Consider the following 16,237-nt stretch of genomic DNA (forward strand, 5'->3'; position numbering starts at 1 on the left):
GCGCCCCGAGGGGTGCAGTGTCGATGATGGTTATTGCAGACATGATTCCTCATTCCGAATGCGAATATTCGCATTCATCCTATTGATATTGTTGCGTTATAGGGTGATTGGGGGGCGGAATCTCCGCCCCCCGCTGGATCACGCTATTCCGCGGCCAGCATCGACACGCTTTCAACAGGCAAGTCATCCGTCAGGAATGCAGGAAGGTCAGCCTCACTGACGCTGTCGGCCATTTCGGCATCGACATCCGGCCCCTGCCCTTCGGCACGGTCCTCATCGTCCAGCGCCACGAGATCGACACGGCGCAGGACCTCGGGCAACCAGCCGCTGCCCTTCAGCAAGCGCTCGGCCTCACTGGCCATCTCGCCTTTCTTCAGGTGATCGAGGAGTTGGGCAGTCCCCTCCCCCTTGGCCTCACGTACGGCCTCGAGGATGCGGGTCGTGGGCACGCGGTTGAGATAGGTGTCGACCGTCGGCTCCCAGCCTGCCTCGACCATATCGAGATCGACTGCCTGTGCCACGAGATCGGAATGCGCCATACGCCGGGTCAGACCGCCAGCAGAGATGCCTGCCCCGTAGGGGTTCACCTTTTCATGCAGCGCGTTGACGCCGAAGCTGAGGCAATGCGCCAGCAAGGCCAGCCGACTGCCCTGGTCGAGGACCGTCAGATAGTCCCAGAGCGCTGCATCGTCGCCAAGCGGCAGATCGGCTTCCCATTCCGCGTGACGCTCGTCGACCAGCTTTGCCACCACGCTGTCCGTCAGATTGGGCGCCTGCGCCGACATGTAGACGTGACGCACGGATGCCTCGAGACAGCTTCCCGAAGCAGAGGAGGTGCGGAAGGTGTCCGTCACAAGCTTCAGCAGCAGCAGCGTCAGCGCGACATCCGGCGAGCGCCCGATCGCTTCACGCAGCGCCAGCGTCCGGTGGGCCGTCAACTCCATGACCAACCGCTCGGGCAGTGGCTTCAACGCCCCGTCATCCTCATCCTCCGGCAGGTCGCCACCAATTGGCTGGCCACCCGACATGATGACGGTTCCGCCATGAGCGGCACTGGCATGGCCATCGGTGAGATCACGATCAGCCCCCTGCCCCGCCACCGCAGGATCAGTACCATCCTGGACCGCGGTCTCCTCAACGGGCTCATCCTCTGGTCGCACATACCCGCGATGGACTGCCAGCGCGCCGTAGCGGTCGAGCGTGACGAAAGCCACTGCCCGTCCGATTTCCAAGGGATCGAAGATCAACGGCCGGGTCTCGATCTTTTCCATCTCCGTTTCCAACACGCCAAGCCGCGTGTCGATTTCATCGGGGATTTCATCCTGACCCGCGTATTCCTCCTCGAGCGCCCGGTACTCGGCGAGCAGCTTGGCATGGGTCGCATACTGCTCATCCGTCATAGGTGCCGGATCGCCGGACAAGGACCGCAGGCCGTGGCTGTAGCCGTAGGGCAGGTCAAGTGCTACCTCGATCCACTTCCAGCCCTCAACCGCAACCGTCTCAGCCTCGGCTTGAAGTTTGTCCGTCACCAGCCGATCGAGCAGGGCAGGGTCCTCCAACCAACCGCCATCATCGCCCTGGAAGAGGTCATGCAGCATCGTGCCACCCGCCGCTTCATAGGCATCAACACCCACAAAGATCGCGCGCCGGTCGGAAACCCTGACCGAGGTTTCGGTCAGCATCCTGCGGATCTGGAATGGCTCCTTGTTCCAGGATGAATTGATCACATCCCAGACCTGAACCTGACGCGCATGATCTGGATTCACGGTGAAAGCCATGAGCTGCTCCAGCGTCATGCCATCCTCGGCATAGACCTCAAGCAGGGCAGGGGCGACGGAGGCAAGTTTGAGGCGCTGCTTCACGATCTGCGGCGTCACGAAGAAGGCGGCAGCAATCTCTGCATCGCTCTGACCCTTGTCCCGCAGCGCCGCAAACGCGCGGAACTGGTCGAGCGGATGCAGGGCAACGCGCTGCATGTTTTCTGCAAGGGAATCGTCCTCGGCGAGGATCGCGGACCCCCCATCCCGCACGATGCAGGGAATGGGCGTCGTTTTCGCCAAACGCTTGTGCTTCACCAGCAAGGACAGTGCTTGGAAGCGACGACCCCCAGCCGGGATCTCGAACTTGCCGGTCTCGGTGCCATCATCACCCAACACGGGCCGCACGCTCAGGCTCTGCAACAAACCGCGGCGGGCGATGTCGTCGGCCAGTTCCTCGACGGACACGCCAGCCTTGATGCGCCGCCCGTTGGACTGGCTCAGCACCAGCTTGTCAAAAGGGACATCCCGCGAGGGGGACAGGGTGATTTTCTGGACAGCTTTCGTCATCAGATTTTCTCCACGACGGGCGCCGGAAGCCACTCTCCCGATCTCACTTCCCGTCACCCTCAAACCAACACTCCTTTCCCTCTCGATGATCTGATGGTTGCCAAGAGGCGACTTAACAGCTGTTAAGTCAGGCCAACTGAGCACCGACGACGTCGAAACTTAACAGCTGTTAAGCCGCACTTCGCCGATCGATCAAAGCCATGACCATCGGACCGCAAGAGAATTCGCCCGCCGCGGCCTTGGACGTCAGCGCCCGCAAGTATCCACCCGGTGACCTGATTTCGGAAAAACGTTCCAGCATGGCCACGACGACGATCGAGGCTTGCTCTGGTCCCATGCAGCGCTGCGCTTCTTCCCAAGCCGAAACACTGATCCCCATGGCCGGCCGTACATGACACGCCGCGTCAAAAAGCTGGTGCCAATGTCGAACGTCGCCCTGATAAAAAGTCTTGAGCGAGGGGCAGCCGGCGATTACGAGGTGGAGTGGGATTTTCGGCACCCGCCTTGTGTCAGGCTCTTCACCGTCAGCCACAGGCTCACCCGTGTTATCTTCAGCCGCGCGGCCCGCCACCCCGCCTTTTTCTAAGGCAGGTTCAAGATCTATAGATTCTTTATTTGAATTATGATGGTGATGCTCAAATTGGGCATCATTGGTGTTCATTTCTTCTGTTTCAGGGCCGTCAATGACATTGCGCGCCTGGTCAAGAAGGGTCTCTAGTTCGGTCCGAAATGCCGACAAATCCTCAAGCGAAAGCTTGCGGCGAAGAGCGCGGGCTGTGAGGGCGGCCGTGTCGCTGAGATGGTCCCATAGGCCAAGCCCGGGCAGGATCTCCTCGCCGAACTCCGCCAGAGCGGCTAGGTCGCGGCGCATGAGGCTCACCACCTCCCTCAGTCGCCGCACGCGGTCCTCAGCCTTACGCACAGCCTCTGCGGCCCGTGCAATCTCCTCTGCCCGGCAATAGAGCGGGGAGAGATCGAAGCCGAAGGCCACGCGATCTTCGCCACGCTTGCGCACATACCGCTTCCCGTTGGGGCTATCGCGCCGCATGAGCAAGCCTGCGTCTACCAACCGGGCGAGGTGACGGCGCATCGTCGAGCAAGGCATGCCGTTCAGCCGCTCGCAGATCGCCTTGTTGGATGGGAAGACGACCATTTCGGTGTTCCCGCCAAGCGCATCGTCCGGAAAGAAGCTGAGAAGTCCCTGAAGAACAGTCAGATCGCGCTCGGAAACCCCAAAGGCTGCCTGCGCCTTGGACAGCTCGCGGAGGAGCTCCCACTTGTTGACGGGCTTGCCTGGAACAGACGCCTCAGGACGCTCGACCACGCGCAGATGGGCGTGCGAAATCGGCCGCATAAACGGCGAAATCGGTGTGTAATCCATGATGTCATTCACGAAGGCAAAATTTCCCTGGCCCGCGAATCGCTTTGCGCTTGCGGGAAAGGGGCCAGATCGCTACATTCAGAGGTGCGAAAACTGAAGTTTTGTAGCGGGCTGGTCCCGTGCGAAACCTAAGAAAGGTCTCGTGAAGCTTGCTTCTCGGGGCCTTTTCTTTTCTGCCTGTCTCGTGCCTCCTTTTTGATTGTTGCTCTTTCTCAGTCTTCCGAACGCTTCCAGCGCTCGTGAAGCTCGGCGATCAGCTGCGGGGCGTTGCCCTCAAGCCAGCTGACAAAATCGCTCTCCTCAGCCTTCAACTCGAGCTTGAGTTGCTTTCCACGACGTCCGGTCGTGACAGTGGCGGCACCGACCCCCGGAATCACCGTGCCGGGCCGCCCGCGAGGGCGAGACGAAGATGTGGTCTGTTCGGGCTTCCCTGCAGCAGAGAGGACGGCCAAAAATGCATGATCGGATTTCTCGTCAATACCGCCGTGGTAAGATGTCTTGGCCTCACCGGCCAAAGCTGCAAGCAGTTCGCGATCGGCATCCGTAGCCCCTAGCAACTTCTTGAGCTCTTCCCACCTGGGCCGCCCGATGCCCGGAGCGGCACCGATAGCGAGGACCAGGTCCTCCCCAACGGTGCGGACCACGCTTAACAGCTGCGACACTCCTGCCTCGGTCAGATTGAGAACCTCGGCAACACCCTTGTTGGTGCGTTCGGATGCGCTCAAATGGTCACCGTCGAGCAAGGCGGCGGCAACAAGCGCACGTTCGATGAAGCTTAGATCCCGCCGCTCCTGGTTCTCTAACAGCTGATCGCGAAGCGCCTGATCGCCCTCCATCTCTGTGACAATGGCGCGGACCTTGATTCCAAGTTCTCTGCAAGCTTCCAGCCGACGACGGCCATAGATCAGGCTGTAGCGATCACCCTCAAGCGGCCGGACGAGGATTGGTACTCGCTGTCCGTTCTTGGAAATCGACGCCTTGAGGCCTTCAGTCTCGATCTGCAGCCGGTCATCGAGGCGACCTGTGGTCTCGATTTGGTCAGGCTCAATTTCAAAGACGCCGCCGCGCAGCCTGCGCCCCTCAAGAGCGTCGGGCGCGTTGCGCAGTGTCTGCAGTGGCAGTCCCAGTTTAGGCTTTCTTGCCATTGCGTCCCCACGTGTTCTGGATGATCGCCGCGATCTCGTCGTTGACGGCGTTCATGGATTCGATTGCACGATCAAAAGTCTGACGCGTGAAGTCCTTCTTGTCGGCCTCATAGAGCGTCTGCTTCGTCAGCCCTGCATCAGAGATCGCAGTCGACTCGACCATGTGGTTGGTCAGGACTGACCTGCCGAAAAGACCCCGGATGAAGGCAATGACCTCAGTTTGCGGTGCGTCGCCCACCTTGTAGCGGGTTGGCAGGAAACGCAGCCAGTCAAAGCGAAGGTTTGCGCCGGCGTCCCGGATGACGCCAAGCAGATCAGCAGTCATGCGCAAAAACTGCGACATAGACATGAGATCGAGCATCTGTGGGTGAACGGTGACAAGCACCCCGGAGGACGCCGACAAGGCAGACATGGTCAGGAAACCAAGCTGCGGCGGACAGTCGATGACGACGACGTCATAGTCTGCTTCAACACTATCGAGCGCATCACGCACACGGGCAAAGAACGCGCGGGCGCCGCCTCGCTGGATGGCAGCCGGCGTCTCATGTTCGAATTCCATGAGCTCTAGGTTCCCGGGGATAAGGTCGAGGCCTCGGATGTAGGTTTTACGGATTACTTCCGAGATCGGGACCGGTTCATCATAGCGAACTGCGTCATACAGCGTTCCACCCTCCATCAGGTCCAGCTCAGGCTGGATGCCATGCAGCGCGGAAAAGGATGCTTGGGGGTCCAGATCGATCGCAAGGACACGATATCCCTTAAGAGCCAAGCGCTGCGCAAGGTGAGCTGATGTTGTCGTTTTCCCCGAGCCGCCTTTGAAGTTCACAACGGAGACAATCTGAAGCTCGTCACCGGCACGACGCCCCGGCACGTAGGTCCCAGGCTTCTTCGCGTTTGCCTCTAGGGCGTGGCGGATCTCCCAGATATCATCGAGTGTATACCGACGGTGGCTGCCCGCGGTGGTTTCGACGTCAGCGATCTTTCCTTCTCGATGAAGCTTGCGAAGGTAGGTATGATCGACACCAAGCAACTCTGCCGCCTCGCCGCTAGTCAGGCTGCGCATGACTTTCTTGGCGTCGGGAGGGAAGTGGGCCGCACGTTGCGCATGAAGGTTTGACGCGAGAAGCTCTGCGTAGTGCCCGATGGCAATGTCCAGGTCCTGCTCAGCTTCGCTCATCTCTGCCTCGATTCGTGGGCGCGTTTTTTATGTGACCGCGCGTTATTTATCGAGACTATTGCCCGAGCTATCAGATTCGTGCAAGCTCTTTCTAGATATGGTGTGGTTCAACCACACAGACACAAGCGCAGGCACTACTCAATTCAGTCAAGCAACCCAAGTTTCTCAGCGCGTTCCAGAAGCATTTTCACCGATGACGGCTGCCACTTGGACCTTCCGCGCGGTGTCCGCTCACGCATAGTCTCCAGCCGATCACAGATGGCCTGTAGGGTCATGTCGGGTTTGGCGCCCTTGATGCCTGCGACAATGGCGGGCAGGCGGTCGTCCGTTTCGCGGCGCCCGGCGCGGGCCAGCACCTCGACAGGCAGGAAGCCGTCGCGGACATAGGCCTTCACAGCGCGTTGCAGGCGGCTTTGGGTCCAGCTACGCGCTTCGGGCAAGGGGCCGTTGATTATGCGCAACACGTCCTCCCAAGCCAAGTCGGGGCGCAACCGGCGCACATGGGGCACCCAGTCTTGTGCCGTCTCGTTCAGGCGCTCCATGTAGCCGTCCTGTCGCGCCAGCCGCACTTTGCGAAGAGCGGCAGGGTCTTTGGCCCGCAGCCCAGGGTTCCCGCCAACGCGGCCCTTTGTGCGTGCGCTGGCAAGGCCGGCCTTGGTGCGTTCCCGGATCAGGGCGCGTTCGAACTCGGCCGCAGCCCCCAGCACTTGCAACGTGAACTTGCCCTGCGGCGATGCCGTGTCGATTGGGTCTTGAATGGAACGAAAGAAAGCACCCTTGGCTTCAAGCCGTTCGATCACCTCGAGGAGATGCGAAAGCGACCGCGCCAGCCGGTCGATCCGCACGACCACCAGCGTGTCGCCCTTGGCGACGCGTTCCAGCATGTTGAGCGACAACACCGGCCGCGCACGATTGCCGCCAGAGGCCTGCTCCTCATGGATCTCGGCGCAGCCTGCAGATTTCAGGACCTGCGACTGGGGCAGGGGGGTCTGATCCTCGGTCGAGACCCGGGCATAACCTATCAGGGGCATCAAAACAGTCTTTTGCAGTTTCATATAACGCGACTAAACGACCGAATGAGCGCGCGATCATAGACCGGCCGCCTTGGTCAGGTTGACGCGGAACCGGTCTCGGCGACGCTGGTAGCGGCGGGTCATCTCGGCGGAAGCGTGGCCCAGCTGCTTCTGCACGTAGCGCTCATCGACCTCGGCGCTGCTGGCAAGGCCCGCACGCAAGCTGTGGCCGGAGAACAGGGCGAGCCGATCCTTTTCCGGAAGCTCTGCGCGGATGCCGGCGGCCAGCACGGTCTGCTTGATCAGCCGCGCGACGTGTTTGTCGCTGAGCCGTGCTTCCAGCGCTTTCTTACCATCGCGCGATGTGCGCACAAAGACAGGCCCGAAGTCGATCTTGGCAAAATGCAGCCATTGCTCGAGCGCGTGGACCGGACAGGTTTGGTCCGAGGATCCGCGGCCTATCTCGACTTCGCGCCAGCCAGTTTTGGCATTGAGCGTCAGCACCGCGCCATCGTCGAGGACCTCGATCCAACCGCCACTGTCGGGGGTGTCGTCTTTTCCGACATCCAGGCTGACGATTTCGGATCGACGCAACCCGCCAGCATAGCCCAGAAGCAGGATCGCCCGATCACGAAGTCCGCGCAGATCGTAGGGCAGCGTGGCCACCATCGCCAGGATGTCTTCTGGCGTTATCGCTTCCTTCTGCACCGGCGGCCGTGCATGTTTGCGCTTGATCCCGGCCAGCACGGTGGCGATGTGACGATCCTTGCGGTTTAGGGCGAAGCCGCGCTGTGCATAGTTCCAGGCGAGTCCGGACAGGCGCCGCTCAATGGTCGAGACCGAAAGGGCAGGGGACGGGCCTGTCGGAGCGGCCAGGTCAGTAAGATAGAGCCCGATCATCTCAGCTGACGGGGGCAAGGGCTCTGTACCTTTCAGGCGGCACCAGCGCGAAAAATGCTTCCAGTCGGCAGCATAGGCTTTGTTGGTGTTCTCGGCGGTAGAGGCCCTGGCATAGTTGCGGGCGTTCTCGACTAGCCGATCGAGGGTGCCGGAGCCGGCAACGTGGGAGGGCAGGGCGATCGCGGCGCCACTTGGCGGGGCTCTCTCGTCGCGCTCGTCACCTTTCATCGCATCATTGGGCGCGGAGCGCGATTTCTCGTCCTCTGTGGTCATCTTTCTCTCGAAATTTTCCCAAATTTTGCTCTTGCTTGCCAGCCTATCCTTATGTCCGATAATGCAAACTTATTGGACATATCTGGGAGCTGTAAGGTGGGGCGGTTTCTACATCATATTGTGGACGAAAGCGCCGCGCGCGGCTAGTGTTGGAACATGACATACCAGTCCGCCACGATCTCCGACGACCTCAACGCCGTACCGCAGCTCCCGGCGTGGGTCACCTCCGGGCGGGCGGAAACCCCCGAGGATGTGGTCTTTTTGTCCGGCGCCGCCCTGGCCCATCTGCATCTTGTGTTGGGGCACAGGGACGTGCCCCAGGCCTTGCTGCGCAGCCGTTTGGCGTTGAGCGCGGCGGAGGCCTGCGTGACGCATCAGGGGCGTCCGGAACGAGTCTCGGAACTACGCGACGCAGTGGCGTTTCTGCAGCCGGGCGACAGTCCCGGTCCGGCAGGTGAGGTCTATGGGTCGTGGCGGCGTGCGGTGGAGCGACCGGTCTCGGTCAAGGCATTGCATCGGGCAATGCCTGGCGTCGAGGTGGAGCAGATCGCGGCCTGGCTGGACGGGTACGACCCGCGCGGCGCGGGGCAGGGGGGACCGATTGCGCGCGCGGCGGCGATCCTGCAGGCGGCTCTGGCGGAGCGACCGCGCGACCATGCCACGGCGCTGATATTGGCAGTCGCGGCCTTGGCGCAGGCGCTCGGGTGGAGCCATGTCCTGCCGCTCCTGGCGCTCGGTCTCAAGCGCGGCGATCTGCGCAAGACGGGCGAAGAGCTGCGGCTCGCCTGTCATCGGGCAATTGTGCGGGCCACGGCCGAGGCGACGCGCGAGGCGGCCGATCTGACGCGCCGCGCCGCACGTCTGAGAGAGGTCGCTCCAAAGCTCCGGGCCAATGGTGCGGAGGAGGCGGTCGAGATGTTTCTGACCCGCGATGCCATGGCGCCTTCGGCCTTGCCTTTGCCGGATCGCGCCGCGCGGCGGCTCTGCGACCGGCTGGTCGACCTCGGCGCGGTGCGCGAGCTGACCGGGCGGGATACCTTCCGGCTTTACGGGGTCTAGCGATGGCCAAGGATCGCCCCGAACCGGAGCTTGACCGCGAGTTGCCCGACCTGCCGCCGGAGCTGCGCTGGCGGGAATGGATGCGGCGGATCGAGGCGGTGCTGTTCGCCAGCGCGTCGCCGGTGCCGCGCGAGGACCTCGCCCGCGTGGTGGGGAAGGTTTCGGTCGATCTGCTGATCGAGGACCTCGCGGCCGATCTCGAGGGACGGTCCTTCGAGGTGGCGCAGGTTGCTGGCGGCTGGATGTTCCGGACGCGGAGTACCTATGCCCCCGCGATCCGCGCTGCGGCGGATGTCGGGGGCCAACTGCTGGATCTGAGCGAGTTCGACGTCGCGGTCCTGGCGGCCATCGCCTATCACCAGCCGATCACCCGCGACGGGCTCAAGAACATCTTCGGCAAGGAGATCAGTCGCGATCTGATCGGGCGGCTGCATGCACGCGACCTGATCGGCGCGGGGCCGCGCTCGCCGCGGCGCGGGGCGCCCTACACCTACGTGACGACCAAGCACTTCCTGGTCGCCTTCGATCTCAAATCGCTGCAAGACCTTCCGGATCGGGAGCAGCTGGAAGATGCGGGCGTGTTGTCCGAGACTGGGACATGAGCCTGTGGTGTGAACAGAAACCGAGGTCGGCCTCCACTATTTCGCGGTGCCGGTGCGCGCGCAGACAGGCTCAAGCATCGCCCAGATATCATCGACGACCTGCGCAAGGCTCATGCCTTCGATCTCGGTCGCCTCGGAATAGGCGCGCCACTGTGCGGACTTCGTCGCATCGGTGGCGAACGCCCGGGACAGGCCCGGCGGTCGCTCCGTCGGCACGTCCGTTTGACGCCGCTCAAAGGTCTTTTCGATGCTGGCCTGCAAGTCGTCGGGATCGAGATCCACCGCCTTCGGCAGAGCCCAAAGGTCGTAGTAATCCTTCATCCGGCCATTGATGATACCGAGCGCGACGACCGCCTGGAACTTCTCCGCGATGACCGTCTCCGGGGAGTAGGCCCGCACCGATGCCGAGGGGAAATCGAGCAGGGAACCATAGTCGAGCGTGTAGGCGGGGTTTCCAAGCGCGTCTCCGAATCCGACATCTATCGTGATCGGGATCCGCGTTTTCTCGAGATACGCGGCCGTCTTCAGGCGCATGCCGCCGTAGACCTGATTTTCCCGGATCGGGGCCGCAGTAAGACTGGCGTCGTCAAAGATCAGCCCGTCAGCTGCGTCGATTGCGAGAATCTCGGCGATGGTCTTCTTCAGGGTCGCCTCGTCCTCGGCGCCGAACGACAGGAAGTCGATGTCTCGGGTAAACCGGCCTCTGTCCTTGGTCCAGAGAGTCACGAGCATGCCGCCCTTCAGGACGAAGCGATCGCGGTGTGCTGACACCGACAGGCGGTAGATGAGCCGCTCCAGTCCAAATGCCACCAGTACCACGTCGAAGGCCTGCTCCTCAGCGCGTGCGAGGTTCAGCAGTCTCTGACGCACCGAAGCGGCGATATTTCTGGGTTTGTCAGCCATTCGACGTCACGGCCTCGAGGTAGGGGCGCATCTGGTTCCAGGCACCGTAGGTCTGCGCAGCCTCAGCAATGGCTGACGGCGTCGCCTTGCGCTGCTCGACCGCGGCCTTGAGGGCCTCGATGGCGACCGATCGATCGACAAGGCGCCGGTTCCGGAACGCGTCGGCGAGCGTCTTCGGGATCGTGTACATCCTGATCGTCGTCCCACCCAGCCGATGCACTTCGACGCCACTGGAGAAATAGGGTTCGCGGAACCGGACGGTTCGGATTTTCGGATAGGTGATCTTTGGCTCCCAGTCCTTAGCGCCGATGGCAATCCAGACACGACGCGGCAGTTGATCGGTCAGGCCATGAAATGCCAGAGCCGATGTGAGGCAGATGACGACCTTTGGTGCCCGCTTGGCGACTTCGATCAGGGTTTCATGCGTATCGGGTGCGCTGTCGGGCAGGCCGTAAAGCCCGCGGCCAAGCCGGAGGATGTCGCCGGACCGCACCGCGCGAGATATGGTTGCCGCTGAGACGCCCACACCCTCAAGTTCCCGTGCGCGTGCCGGCGCATGGGACTCCAGATGTTCAAGGAGGCGCTGCCTCTGTGTCAGCTCACGTGGCATTGATAGGTAACCTCGGACAAATTCGCACTTAGTCCGAGGTTTTCTAACATAGCTTGGTTACGTCTGCCAAGACCGTAGAACCCCGGGCAAAACACCTTATCTGCAGGGACGGTGGGTTCCGGCCATTCGCCGCATTGAATGAGCCAACGATTGATTCTACTTATGGATGAGCTTTGCATATTTAGTATTTTGGGGGCGAGAATGCCTTGGTTTGATGGATTAACACCGGGAACACCGGCACATAGCATTGCTTCGACCACGAACACGCGCGTTCGCGTCGTTGCTGGACCGGGCACCGGGAAATCATTTGCGATGAAGCGCCGGGTCGCACGCCTGCTCGAAGCCGGTGTCGCACCCGACCTTATTCTTCCGGTTACGTTCACCCGAGTTGCGGCGCAGGACCTTCACCGCGAGTTGGTCAATATGGGCGTTCCCGGATGCAACGAACTGCACACACACACCCTTCACAGCCTCGCCCTTCGAATGCTCACGCGGAACCATGTTCTTGCGGCGACAGGGCGCATTCCGCGCCCGCTGAACGATTTTGAGACAGAAGCACTGGTTTGTGACCTTATGGCTGCTCACGGCGGCAAGCGGGCCGTAGCCGACTTAAAACAAGCGTATGAAGCGGCGTGGGCGCGCCTCAACCACCAGACGCCGGGATACGCACCATCTGCGGCGGAAACAGCGTTCCAGCACGACCTACTTGAATGGCTGCGTTTTCACGAGGCGATGTTGATCGGGGAAGTAATCCCGGAAATCTATCGCTACCTTTCAGCCAATCCCGCCGCGCCCGAACGCGCGGAGTTCAGCCATATATTGGTCGATGAGTATCAGGATTTGAACAAGGCGGAGCAAGCAATCATCGAATTGCTTTCTGGCGTGGCGGAAGTTTGCATAGTCGGCGACGACGATCAGTCGATCTACGGTTTCAAGCACGCCCATCCCGACGGCATTCGAGATTGGCTACTGACCAACACAGGCGCCGACGATTTGAGCCTTGTCGATTGCCACCGCTGCCCGACCGGTGTTGTTGACATGGCGAATGCGCTCATTGCCCACAACGTACACCGTCCGGTACCCCGTGCGCTGCTTCCCATCGCTGCAAAGGGACCGGGCGCGGTGACTATTCTCCAGTACCCGAACTTGAACCAAGAAGTCGTGGGCGTCGTGTCCACGATCCAACAAATGATCGCCGCGGGCACCCCTGCAGGCGACATTTTGGTCCTTGCCCAAAGCCGCGCCGTCGGAACGCCGATCTACGAGGCGCTTCTAGCTGGTGGCGTCCCTGCCCGATCCGAATACACAGAATCCGAACTTGAACGGGAAGCCGCACAGCACTCGTTCGCTCTATTGAAGTTGTTCGCCAATCAGGACGACCGTGTCGCGCTGCGCTGGCTGGTGGGGCAGAACGGAAGCAATTTCCATGCTGCGGGCTACAAACGCGTTCGAGACCATTGTGAAGCGACCGGGTTGTCGCCATGGCAGACTCTCAGCCAATTGAGCGCGGGCACTTTAAGCATTCCCCACACAGGCCGCATTGTGAACGACTTCAATGCGCTCGTGGCCGAACTGAATACTATTGCCGCGTTGCCCGACCTCGCTGCGGTGGTCGACGCGCTGTTTCCCGGAGGTCAGGCCGACACCCGCGAACTGCGCGACATCGCCGTTGGGTTGATTGCTGCCGATCCGGCCATAGACGCACAGTCTTTGGTCAGCGAGTTGATCACCGCCATCACGCAGCCGGAAATCCCGACGGACATCCAAGAAGTCCGCATAATGAGCCTGCACAAGAGCAAGGGGCTGAGTTCGCCCGTGACGATCATCGCAGGGTGTGTGAATGGTCTGCTGCCGAGAGCACCGAAGAATGCGCTGACCCCGCTCGAAAGGCAGCACTACGATGAAGAACAGCGCAGGCTATTCTTCGTGGGCATCACGCGAGTGAAGGCCGACCCAGCCAACGGAAGACCTGGCACGCTGATACTGACATACTCTCAAGAGATGCCGCTGGCAGACGCGATGAGAGCGGGCATAACACCAGCTTACGTCAACTATGGAACAGCCATCCTGCAAGCGAGCCCTTTCATTGCCGACATGGCACCGGCAGCCCCTGTTGCTGTCGCCGTGCCTTAATTTGGCTAAGCGCGGCAAAGTTGATCATTCCACCTTCGCTCTGGGGGTTCAGCTTGAATAGTTCAAAGGGTGGGAGGAAACCAGAATGATTTTCACGCCCGAAAAATGGGAGAAGCCGACGCCCGATGAAATGTTGGCCTTTTGGGATCGTCCGAAGGCTACAAAAGGAAAGCCAAATGGGAGCATTCTTGTTTTCCGCAAGCACCTTTCGCCACTTGCAGTCTACAAGTACCTCGTCGCGCGATTTGGCCCGCCATATGGCTTCCAAAACTTCGCGAAGAAACAGGGTGACAGCGACAACTTGAGTAATCACCCGGTTGGCACCGCCTGCCACCGTTTGCCCGCACGGGCTAAGACACGTGCATAGCGACGTCGCAAACGACGTGTCTGAGACGGAGGGTGCATGCGAGGCGAGATTCTCGGGATTGAACGGCGGCGTCGTTGGAGTGATGAAGATAAGCTTACGATCGTGTCGTCGGTTGGGATCGACGGGGCTACGGTCACCCAGGTGGCGCAACGCAACGACGTTACCCGGCAGCAAATTTACGCCTGGCGGCACGAGTTGAAGCAGAAAGGCCTGTGGTCACCGGAAGAAGGAGCCATCTTTCTGCCGATAGGTGTTTCTCCCACCGAGCTCGCTCCGGCGGCGCCATGCCCGGCCGCCTCGGTATCGGTTGAATTGCGTCTGGCCAAAGGGCGGAGCCTCCGGTTCGACAGCGTTATGGACGAAGCCACGTTGATGCGGCTGATCCGTGCGGTGGAGGGGGTATGATCGGGCCCGGGACCGGAGTGCGGGTCTACCTGGCCTGTGGGGTTACCGACATGCGCAAGGGGATAGCAGGGCTCGCCACCATCGCGCAGGACGTTTTGCGACAGAAGCCTGCCAGCGGGGCTGTCTTCGTCTTCCGCGGACGCCGCGGCGACAGGATCAAGGTGCTGTATTGGGACGGTCAGGGGTTTTGCCTCTATTACAAGGTTCTGGAACGGGGGCGTTTTCCATGGCCCTCGGCGGCCGATGGCGCCATTCGCCTGACCTCGGCACAGCTGGCAATGTTGTGGGAGGGGATCGACTGGCGGCGGCCGGACTGGGGTGCGCCACCGGCTCGGGTTGGGTAATTTATCTGCCTGAATTGCCTTGTTTTTATGGCGCTCTGTGACACGATTTGCTATAAACAGTCATGTCGCAATCGCTCGTGGATATGCCCGATGATCCAGCCGCTCTGAAGGCGCTGATCGCTGCCCTGCAGGCTGAAAATGCGAAAATGTCGGCGACGCTGCGCGCGCATGATCTGCTCGTGCAGGCGCTGCGCATCCGGATCGCCAAGCTCAAGAAGCAGAAGTTCGGCGCCAGCTCCGAAAAGATCGAGCGCGAGATCGAACAGCTCGAGCTGGCGCTCGAGGATCTGATGGTCGCCACGTCGGAGGCCGATGACGCGTCCTCCGACGAAGACGAAACCCTGGAGCAAGAACCTCCGTCGGAAGAGGGTGAGGCCGCGCCGGAAAAGAAGCCGCGTCGTCGCCCAAGGGTGTCAAAGGACACGCCACGCGAGCGCCGCGAGCTTGATCCCGGCGACACTTGCCCGGACTGCGGCGGGGATCTGCGCGTGGTCGGCGAAGACGTCAGCGAATTGCTCGACATGATCGCCGCGCAAGTGAAGGTGATCGAGATCGCCCGGGTGAAAAAGTCTTGCCGCCGCTGCGAGGCCATGGTGCAGGAGCCCGCGCCCAGCCGGCCGATCCCGCGCAGCATGGCTGGGCCCAGCCTGCTGGCCTTCATTCTCGTCTCGAAGTTCGACGACCACATTCCGCTCTATCGCCTGAACGAGATCTTCGCCCGCATGGGAGCCGACATCCCGGACACCACGATGGTCGACTGGTGCGGCGGGGCCATGAAGACGCTGAACCCGCTGATCGAAAAGCTCGAGGCGGACGTGATGTCCAGCCCGATCCTGCATGCCGACGACACGCCCATCCGCGTGCTCGACCGATCCGGCAAGAAGAAGGAGCTCGGAAAGGCCGTGAAACAGGGCCGCATCTGGGCCTATGTCAGAGATCAACGGCCATGGTCAGGCGCCGCGCCTCCCGGTGTCGTGTATTACTTCTCTCCCGATCGAAAGGGTGAACATCCGCGCGGCCATCTCGCCAACTCGAGCGGCATTTTGCAAGCCGACGCCTATGCCGGCTTCCGGGATCTCTATGAAAAGCGTGCAGATGATACGCAGCAGTTCCGCGAGGCCGCCTGCTGGGCGCACCTGCGGCGCGACTTCCATGACGTGTGGACAGCCGACAAGTCCCGGATTGCCCGCGAGGCTCTCGACCGGATCGGGAAGCTGTATGACATCGAGCGCAAGATTGCCGGGAAGTCCGCCGAAATGCGGCTTGCGGCCCGCCAGAAATACAGCGCCGAAAAGGTTGCTGCCTTCAAGGCTTGGGCGGAACAGCAGCTGACGCGCATCCCCGGCAAGAGCGATCTGGCCAAGGCCTTCCGCTATGCCCTCAATCGCTGGTCCTCCTTCACCTTGTTCCTGGAGGATGGTCGCGTCGCCATCGACAACAACCCCGCCGAGCGCGCCATGCGTCCAGTGGGCGTTGGTTGGTCATTATGCACCCCCTTCATAAGTGCTTGGAAACATTGAAAGCTGGTCCTCGAGTTCAGCGCGACACGGGCGTCCTTTTCGTGCGAGAGCGTCTTTGACCTTATCTGAATGCAAGTC

14 protein-coding genes and 1 pseudogene are annotated in these 16,237 nt (G+C 61.3%); 7 read left to right on the forward strand and 8 right to left on the reverse strand.

The genetic code is table 11. The annotated features are described in order from the left end of the window. Positions 1-143: 143 nt before the first annotated feature. The 6 genes from D6850_RS18630 to D6850_RS18655 form a co-directional block, all read right to left on the reverse strand. The gene (locus tag D6850_RS18630; RefSeq protein WP_121169126.1) at positions 144-2,327 is read right to left on the reverse strand and encodes a ParB/RepB/Spo0J family partition protein; all 2,184 of its coding nucleotides are present in this window, start codon (positions 2,325-2,327) and stop codon (positions 144-146) included. 169 nt (positions 2,328-2,496) lie between these two features. After that, on the reverse strand, positions 2,497-3,708 hold the full coding sequence (repC, locus tag D6850_RS18635) for a plasmid replication protein RepC (protein WP_121169127.1): 1,212 nt from the start codon (positions 3,706-3,708) through the stop codon (positions 2,497-2,499). A 212-nt stretch (positions 3,709-3,920) separates the two neighbouring features. Further along, positions 3,921-4,853, reverse strand: a complete 933-nt coding sequence (gene repB / locus D6850_RS18640) for a plasmid partitioning protein RepB (RefSeq protein WP_121169128.1) — start codon at positions 4,851-4,853, stop codon at positions 3,921-3,923. Further along, positions 4,837-6,030 carry a plasmid partitioning protein RepA gene (gene repA, locus D6850_RS18645; RefSeq protein WP_121169129.1) on the reverse strand — a complete coding sequence of 398 codons (1,194 nt, stop codon included), beginning with the start codon at positions 6,028-6,030 and terminating at the stop codon, positions 4,837-4,839. Before repA ends, repB begins: the two co-directional genes overlap by 17 nt. A gap of 143 nt (positions 6,031-6,173) precedes the next feature. Further along, positions 6,174-7,061: a recombinase family protein gene (locus D6850_RS18650; protein WP_121169130.1), complete on the reverse strand. Its 888-nt coding sequence runs from the start codon at positions 7,059-7,061 to the stop codon at positions 6,174-6,176. 57 nt (positions 7,062-7,118) lie between these two features. After that, positions 7,119-8,216: a tyrosine-type recombinase/integrase gene (locus D6850_RS18655; protein WP_121169131.1), complete on the reverse strand. Its 1,098-nt coding sequence runs from the start codon at positions 8,214-8,216 to the stop codon at positions 7,119-7,121. A gap of 156 nt (positions 8,217-8,372) precedes the next feature. On the opposite strand from D6850_RS18655, the gene D6850_RS18660 reads away from it, so the two are divergent. After that, positions 8,373-9,275, forward strand: coding sequence for a DUF1403 family protein (locus tag D6850_RS18660; protein WP_121169132.1), 903 nt, complete (start codon positions 8,373-8,375; stop codon positions 9,273-9,275). Between the two features lie 2 nt (positions 9,276-9,277). Further along, complete coding sequence (gene scpB, locus D6850_RS18665; protein ID WP_121169133.1) at positions 9,278-9,877, forward strand: SMC-Scp complex subunit ScpB; 600 nt, start codon at positions 9,278-9,280, stop codon at positions 9,875-9,877. Between the two features lie 36 nt (positions 9,878-9,913). Here the strand turns inward: scpB and D6850_RS18670 are convergent, their stop codons facing one another. Both D6850_RS18670 and D6850_RS18675 read right to left on the reverse strand, forming a co-directional pair. Further along, entirely contained in the window at positions 9,914-10,780 is an 867-nt protein-coding gene (locus D6850_RS18670) for a nucleotidyl transferase AbiEii/AbiGii toxin family protein (RefSeq protein ID WP_121169134.1), read from the reverse strand. Then, positions 10,773-11,390 (reverse strand): type IV toxin-antitoxin system AbiEi family antitoxin domain-containing protein, encoded by a 618-nt coding sequence (locus D6850_RS18675; protein ID WP_121169135.1) that lies wholly within the window; start codon positions 11,388-11,390, stop codon positions 10,773-10,775. The genes D6850_RS18670 and D6850_RS18675 overlap by 8 nt, the downstream gene beginning before the upstream one ends. Before the next feature lie 138 nt (positions 11,391-11,528). Between D6850_RS18675 and D6850_RS18680 the strand changes: the two genes are divergently transcribed. The 5 genes and pseudogenes from D6850_RS18680 to tnpC form a co-directional block, all read left to right on the forward strand. Continuing rightward, positions 11,529-13,523 carry an ATP-dependent helicase gene (locus D6850_RS18680; protein WP_121169136.1) on the forward strand — a complete coding sequence of 665 codons (1,995 nt, stop codon included), beginning with the start codon at positions 11,529-11,531 and terminating at the stop codon, positions 13,521-13,523. A gap of 85 nt (positions 13,524-13,608) precedes the next feature. After that, positions 13,609-13,890 carry a hypothetical protein gene (locus tag D6850_RS19360; RefSeq protein ID WP_147438939.1) on the forward strand — a complete coding sequence of 94 codons (282 nt, stop codon included), beginning with the start codon at positions 13,609-13,611 and terminating at the stop codon, positions 13,888-13,890. Between the two features lie 36 nt (positions 13,891-13,926). Further along, entirely contained in the window at positions 13,927-14,295 is a 369-nt protein-coding gene (gene tnpA / locus D6850_RS18685; RefSeq protein WP_121169137.1) for an IS66-like element accessory protein TnpA, read from the forward strand. After that, positions 14,292-14,639 (forward strand): IS66 family insertion sequence element accessory protein TnpB, encoded by a 348-nt coding sequence (gene tnpB, locus D6850_RS18690; protein WP_121169138.1) that lies wholly within the window; start codon positions 14,292-14,294, stop codon positions 14,637-14,639. Before tnpA ends, tnpB begins: the two co-directional genes overlap by 4 nt. A gap of 62 nt (positions 14,640-14,701) precedes the next feature. After that, a pseudogene (gene tnpC, locus D6850_RS18695) lies at positions 14,702-16,117 on the forward strand (IS66 family transposase); the annotation flags it as partial. Positions 16,118-16,237 lie beyond the last annotated feature (120 nt).

This window comes from Roseovarius spongiae, from assembly GCF_003651245.1.
Taxonomy (GTDB): domain Bacteria; phylum Pseudomonadota; class Alphaproteobacteria; order Rhodobacterales; family Rhodobacteraceae; genus Roseovarius; species Roseovarius spongiae.

Excerpts from the sequence above, each read along its gene's own strand:
- D6850_RS18630 (WP_121169126.1), bottom strand. The coding sequence starts at position 2,327 with ATGACGAAAGCTGTCCAGAAAATCACCCTGTCCCCCTCGCGGGATGTC.
- repC (WP_121169127.1), bottom strand. The coding sequence starts at position 3,708 with ATGGATTACACACCGATTTCGCCGTTTATGCGGCCGATTTCGCACGCC.
- repB (WP_121169128.1), bottom strand. The coding sequence starts at position 4,853 with ATGGCAAGAAAGCCTAAACTGGGACTGCCACTGCAGACACTGCGCAAC.
- repA (WP_121169129.1), bottom strand. The coding sequence starts at position 6,030 with ATGAGCGAAGCTGAGCAGGACCTGGACATTGCCATCGGGCACTACGCA.
- D6850_RS18650 (WP_121169130.1), bottom strand. The coding sequence starts at position 7,061 with ATGCCCCTGATAGGTTATGCCCGGGTCTCGACCGAGGATCAGACCCCC.
- D6850_RS18655 (WP_121169131.1), bottom strand. The coding sequence starts at position 8,216 with ATGACCACAGAGGACGAGAAATCGCGCTCCGCGCCCAATGATGCGATG.
- D6850_RS18660 (WP_121169132.1), top strand. The coding sequence starts at position 8,373 with ATGACATACCAGTCCGCCACGATCTCCGACGACCTCAACGCCGTACCG.
- scpB (WP_121169133.1), top strand. The coding sequence starts at position 9,278 with ATGGCCAAGGATCGCCCCGAACCGGAGCTTGACCGCGAGTTGCCCGAC.
- D6850_RS18670 (WP_121169134.1), bottom strand. The coding sequence starts at position 10,780 with ATGGCTGACAAACCCAGAAATATCGCCGCTTCGGTGCGTCAGAGACTG.
- D6850_RS18675 (WP_121169135.1), bottom strand. The coding sequence starts at position 11,390 with ATGCCACGTGAGCTGACACAGAGGCAGCGCCTCCTTGAACATCTGGAG.
- D6850_RS18680 (WP_121169136.1), top strand. The coding sequence starts at position 11,529 with ATGAGCCAACGATTGATTCTACTTATGGATGAGCTTTGCATATTTAGT.
- D6850_RS19360 (WP_147438939.1), top strand. The coding sequence starts at position 13,609 with ATGATTTTCACGCCCGAAAAATGGGAGAAGCCGACGCCCGATGAAATG.
- tnpA (WP_121169137.1), top strand. The coding sequence starts at position 13,927 with ATGCGAGGCGAGATTCTCGGGATTGAACGGCGGCGTCGTTGGAGTGAT.
- tnpB (WP_121169138.1), top strand. The coding sequence starts at position 14,292 with ATGATCGGGCCCGGGACCGGAGTGCGGGTCTACCTGGCCTGTGGGGTT.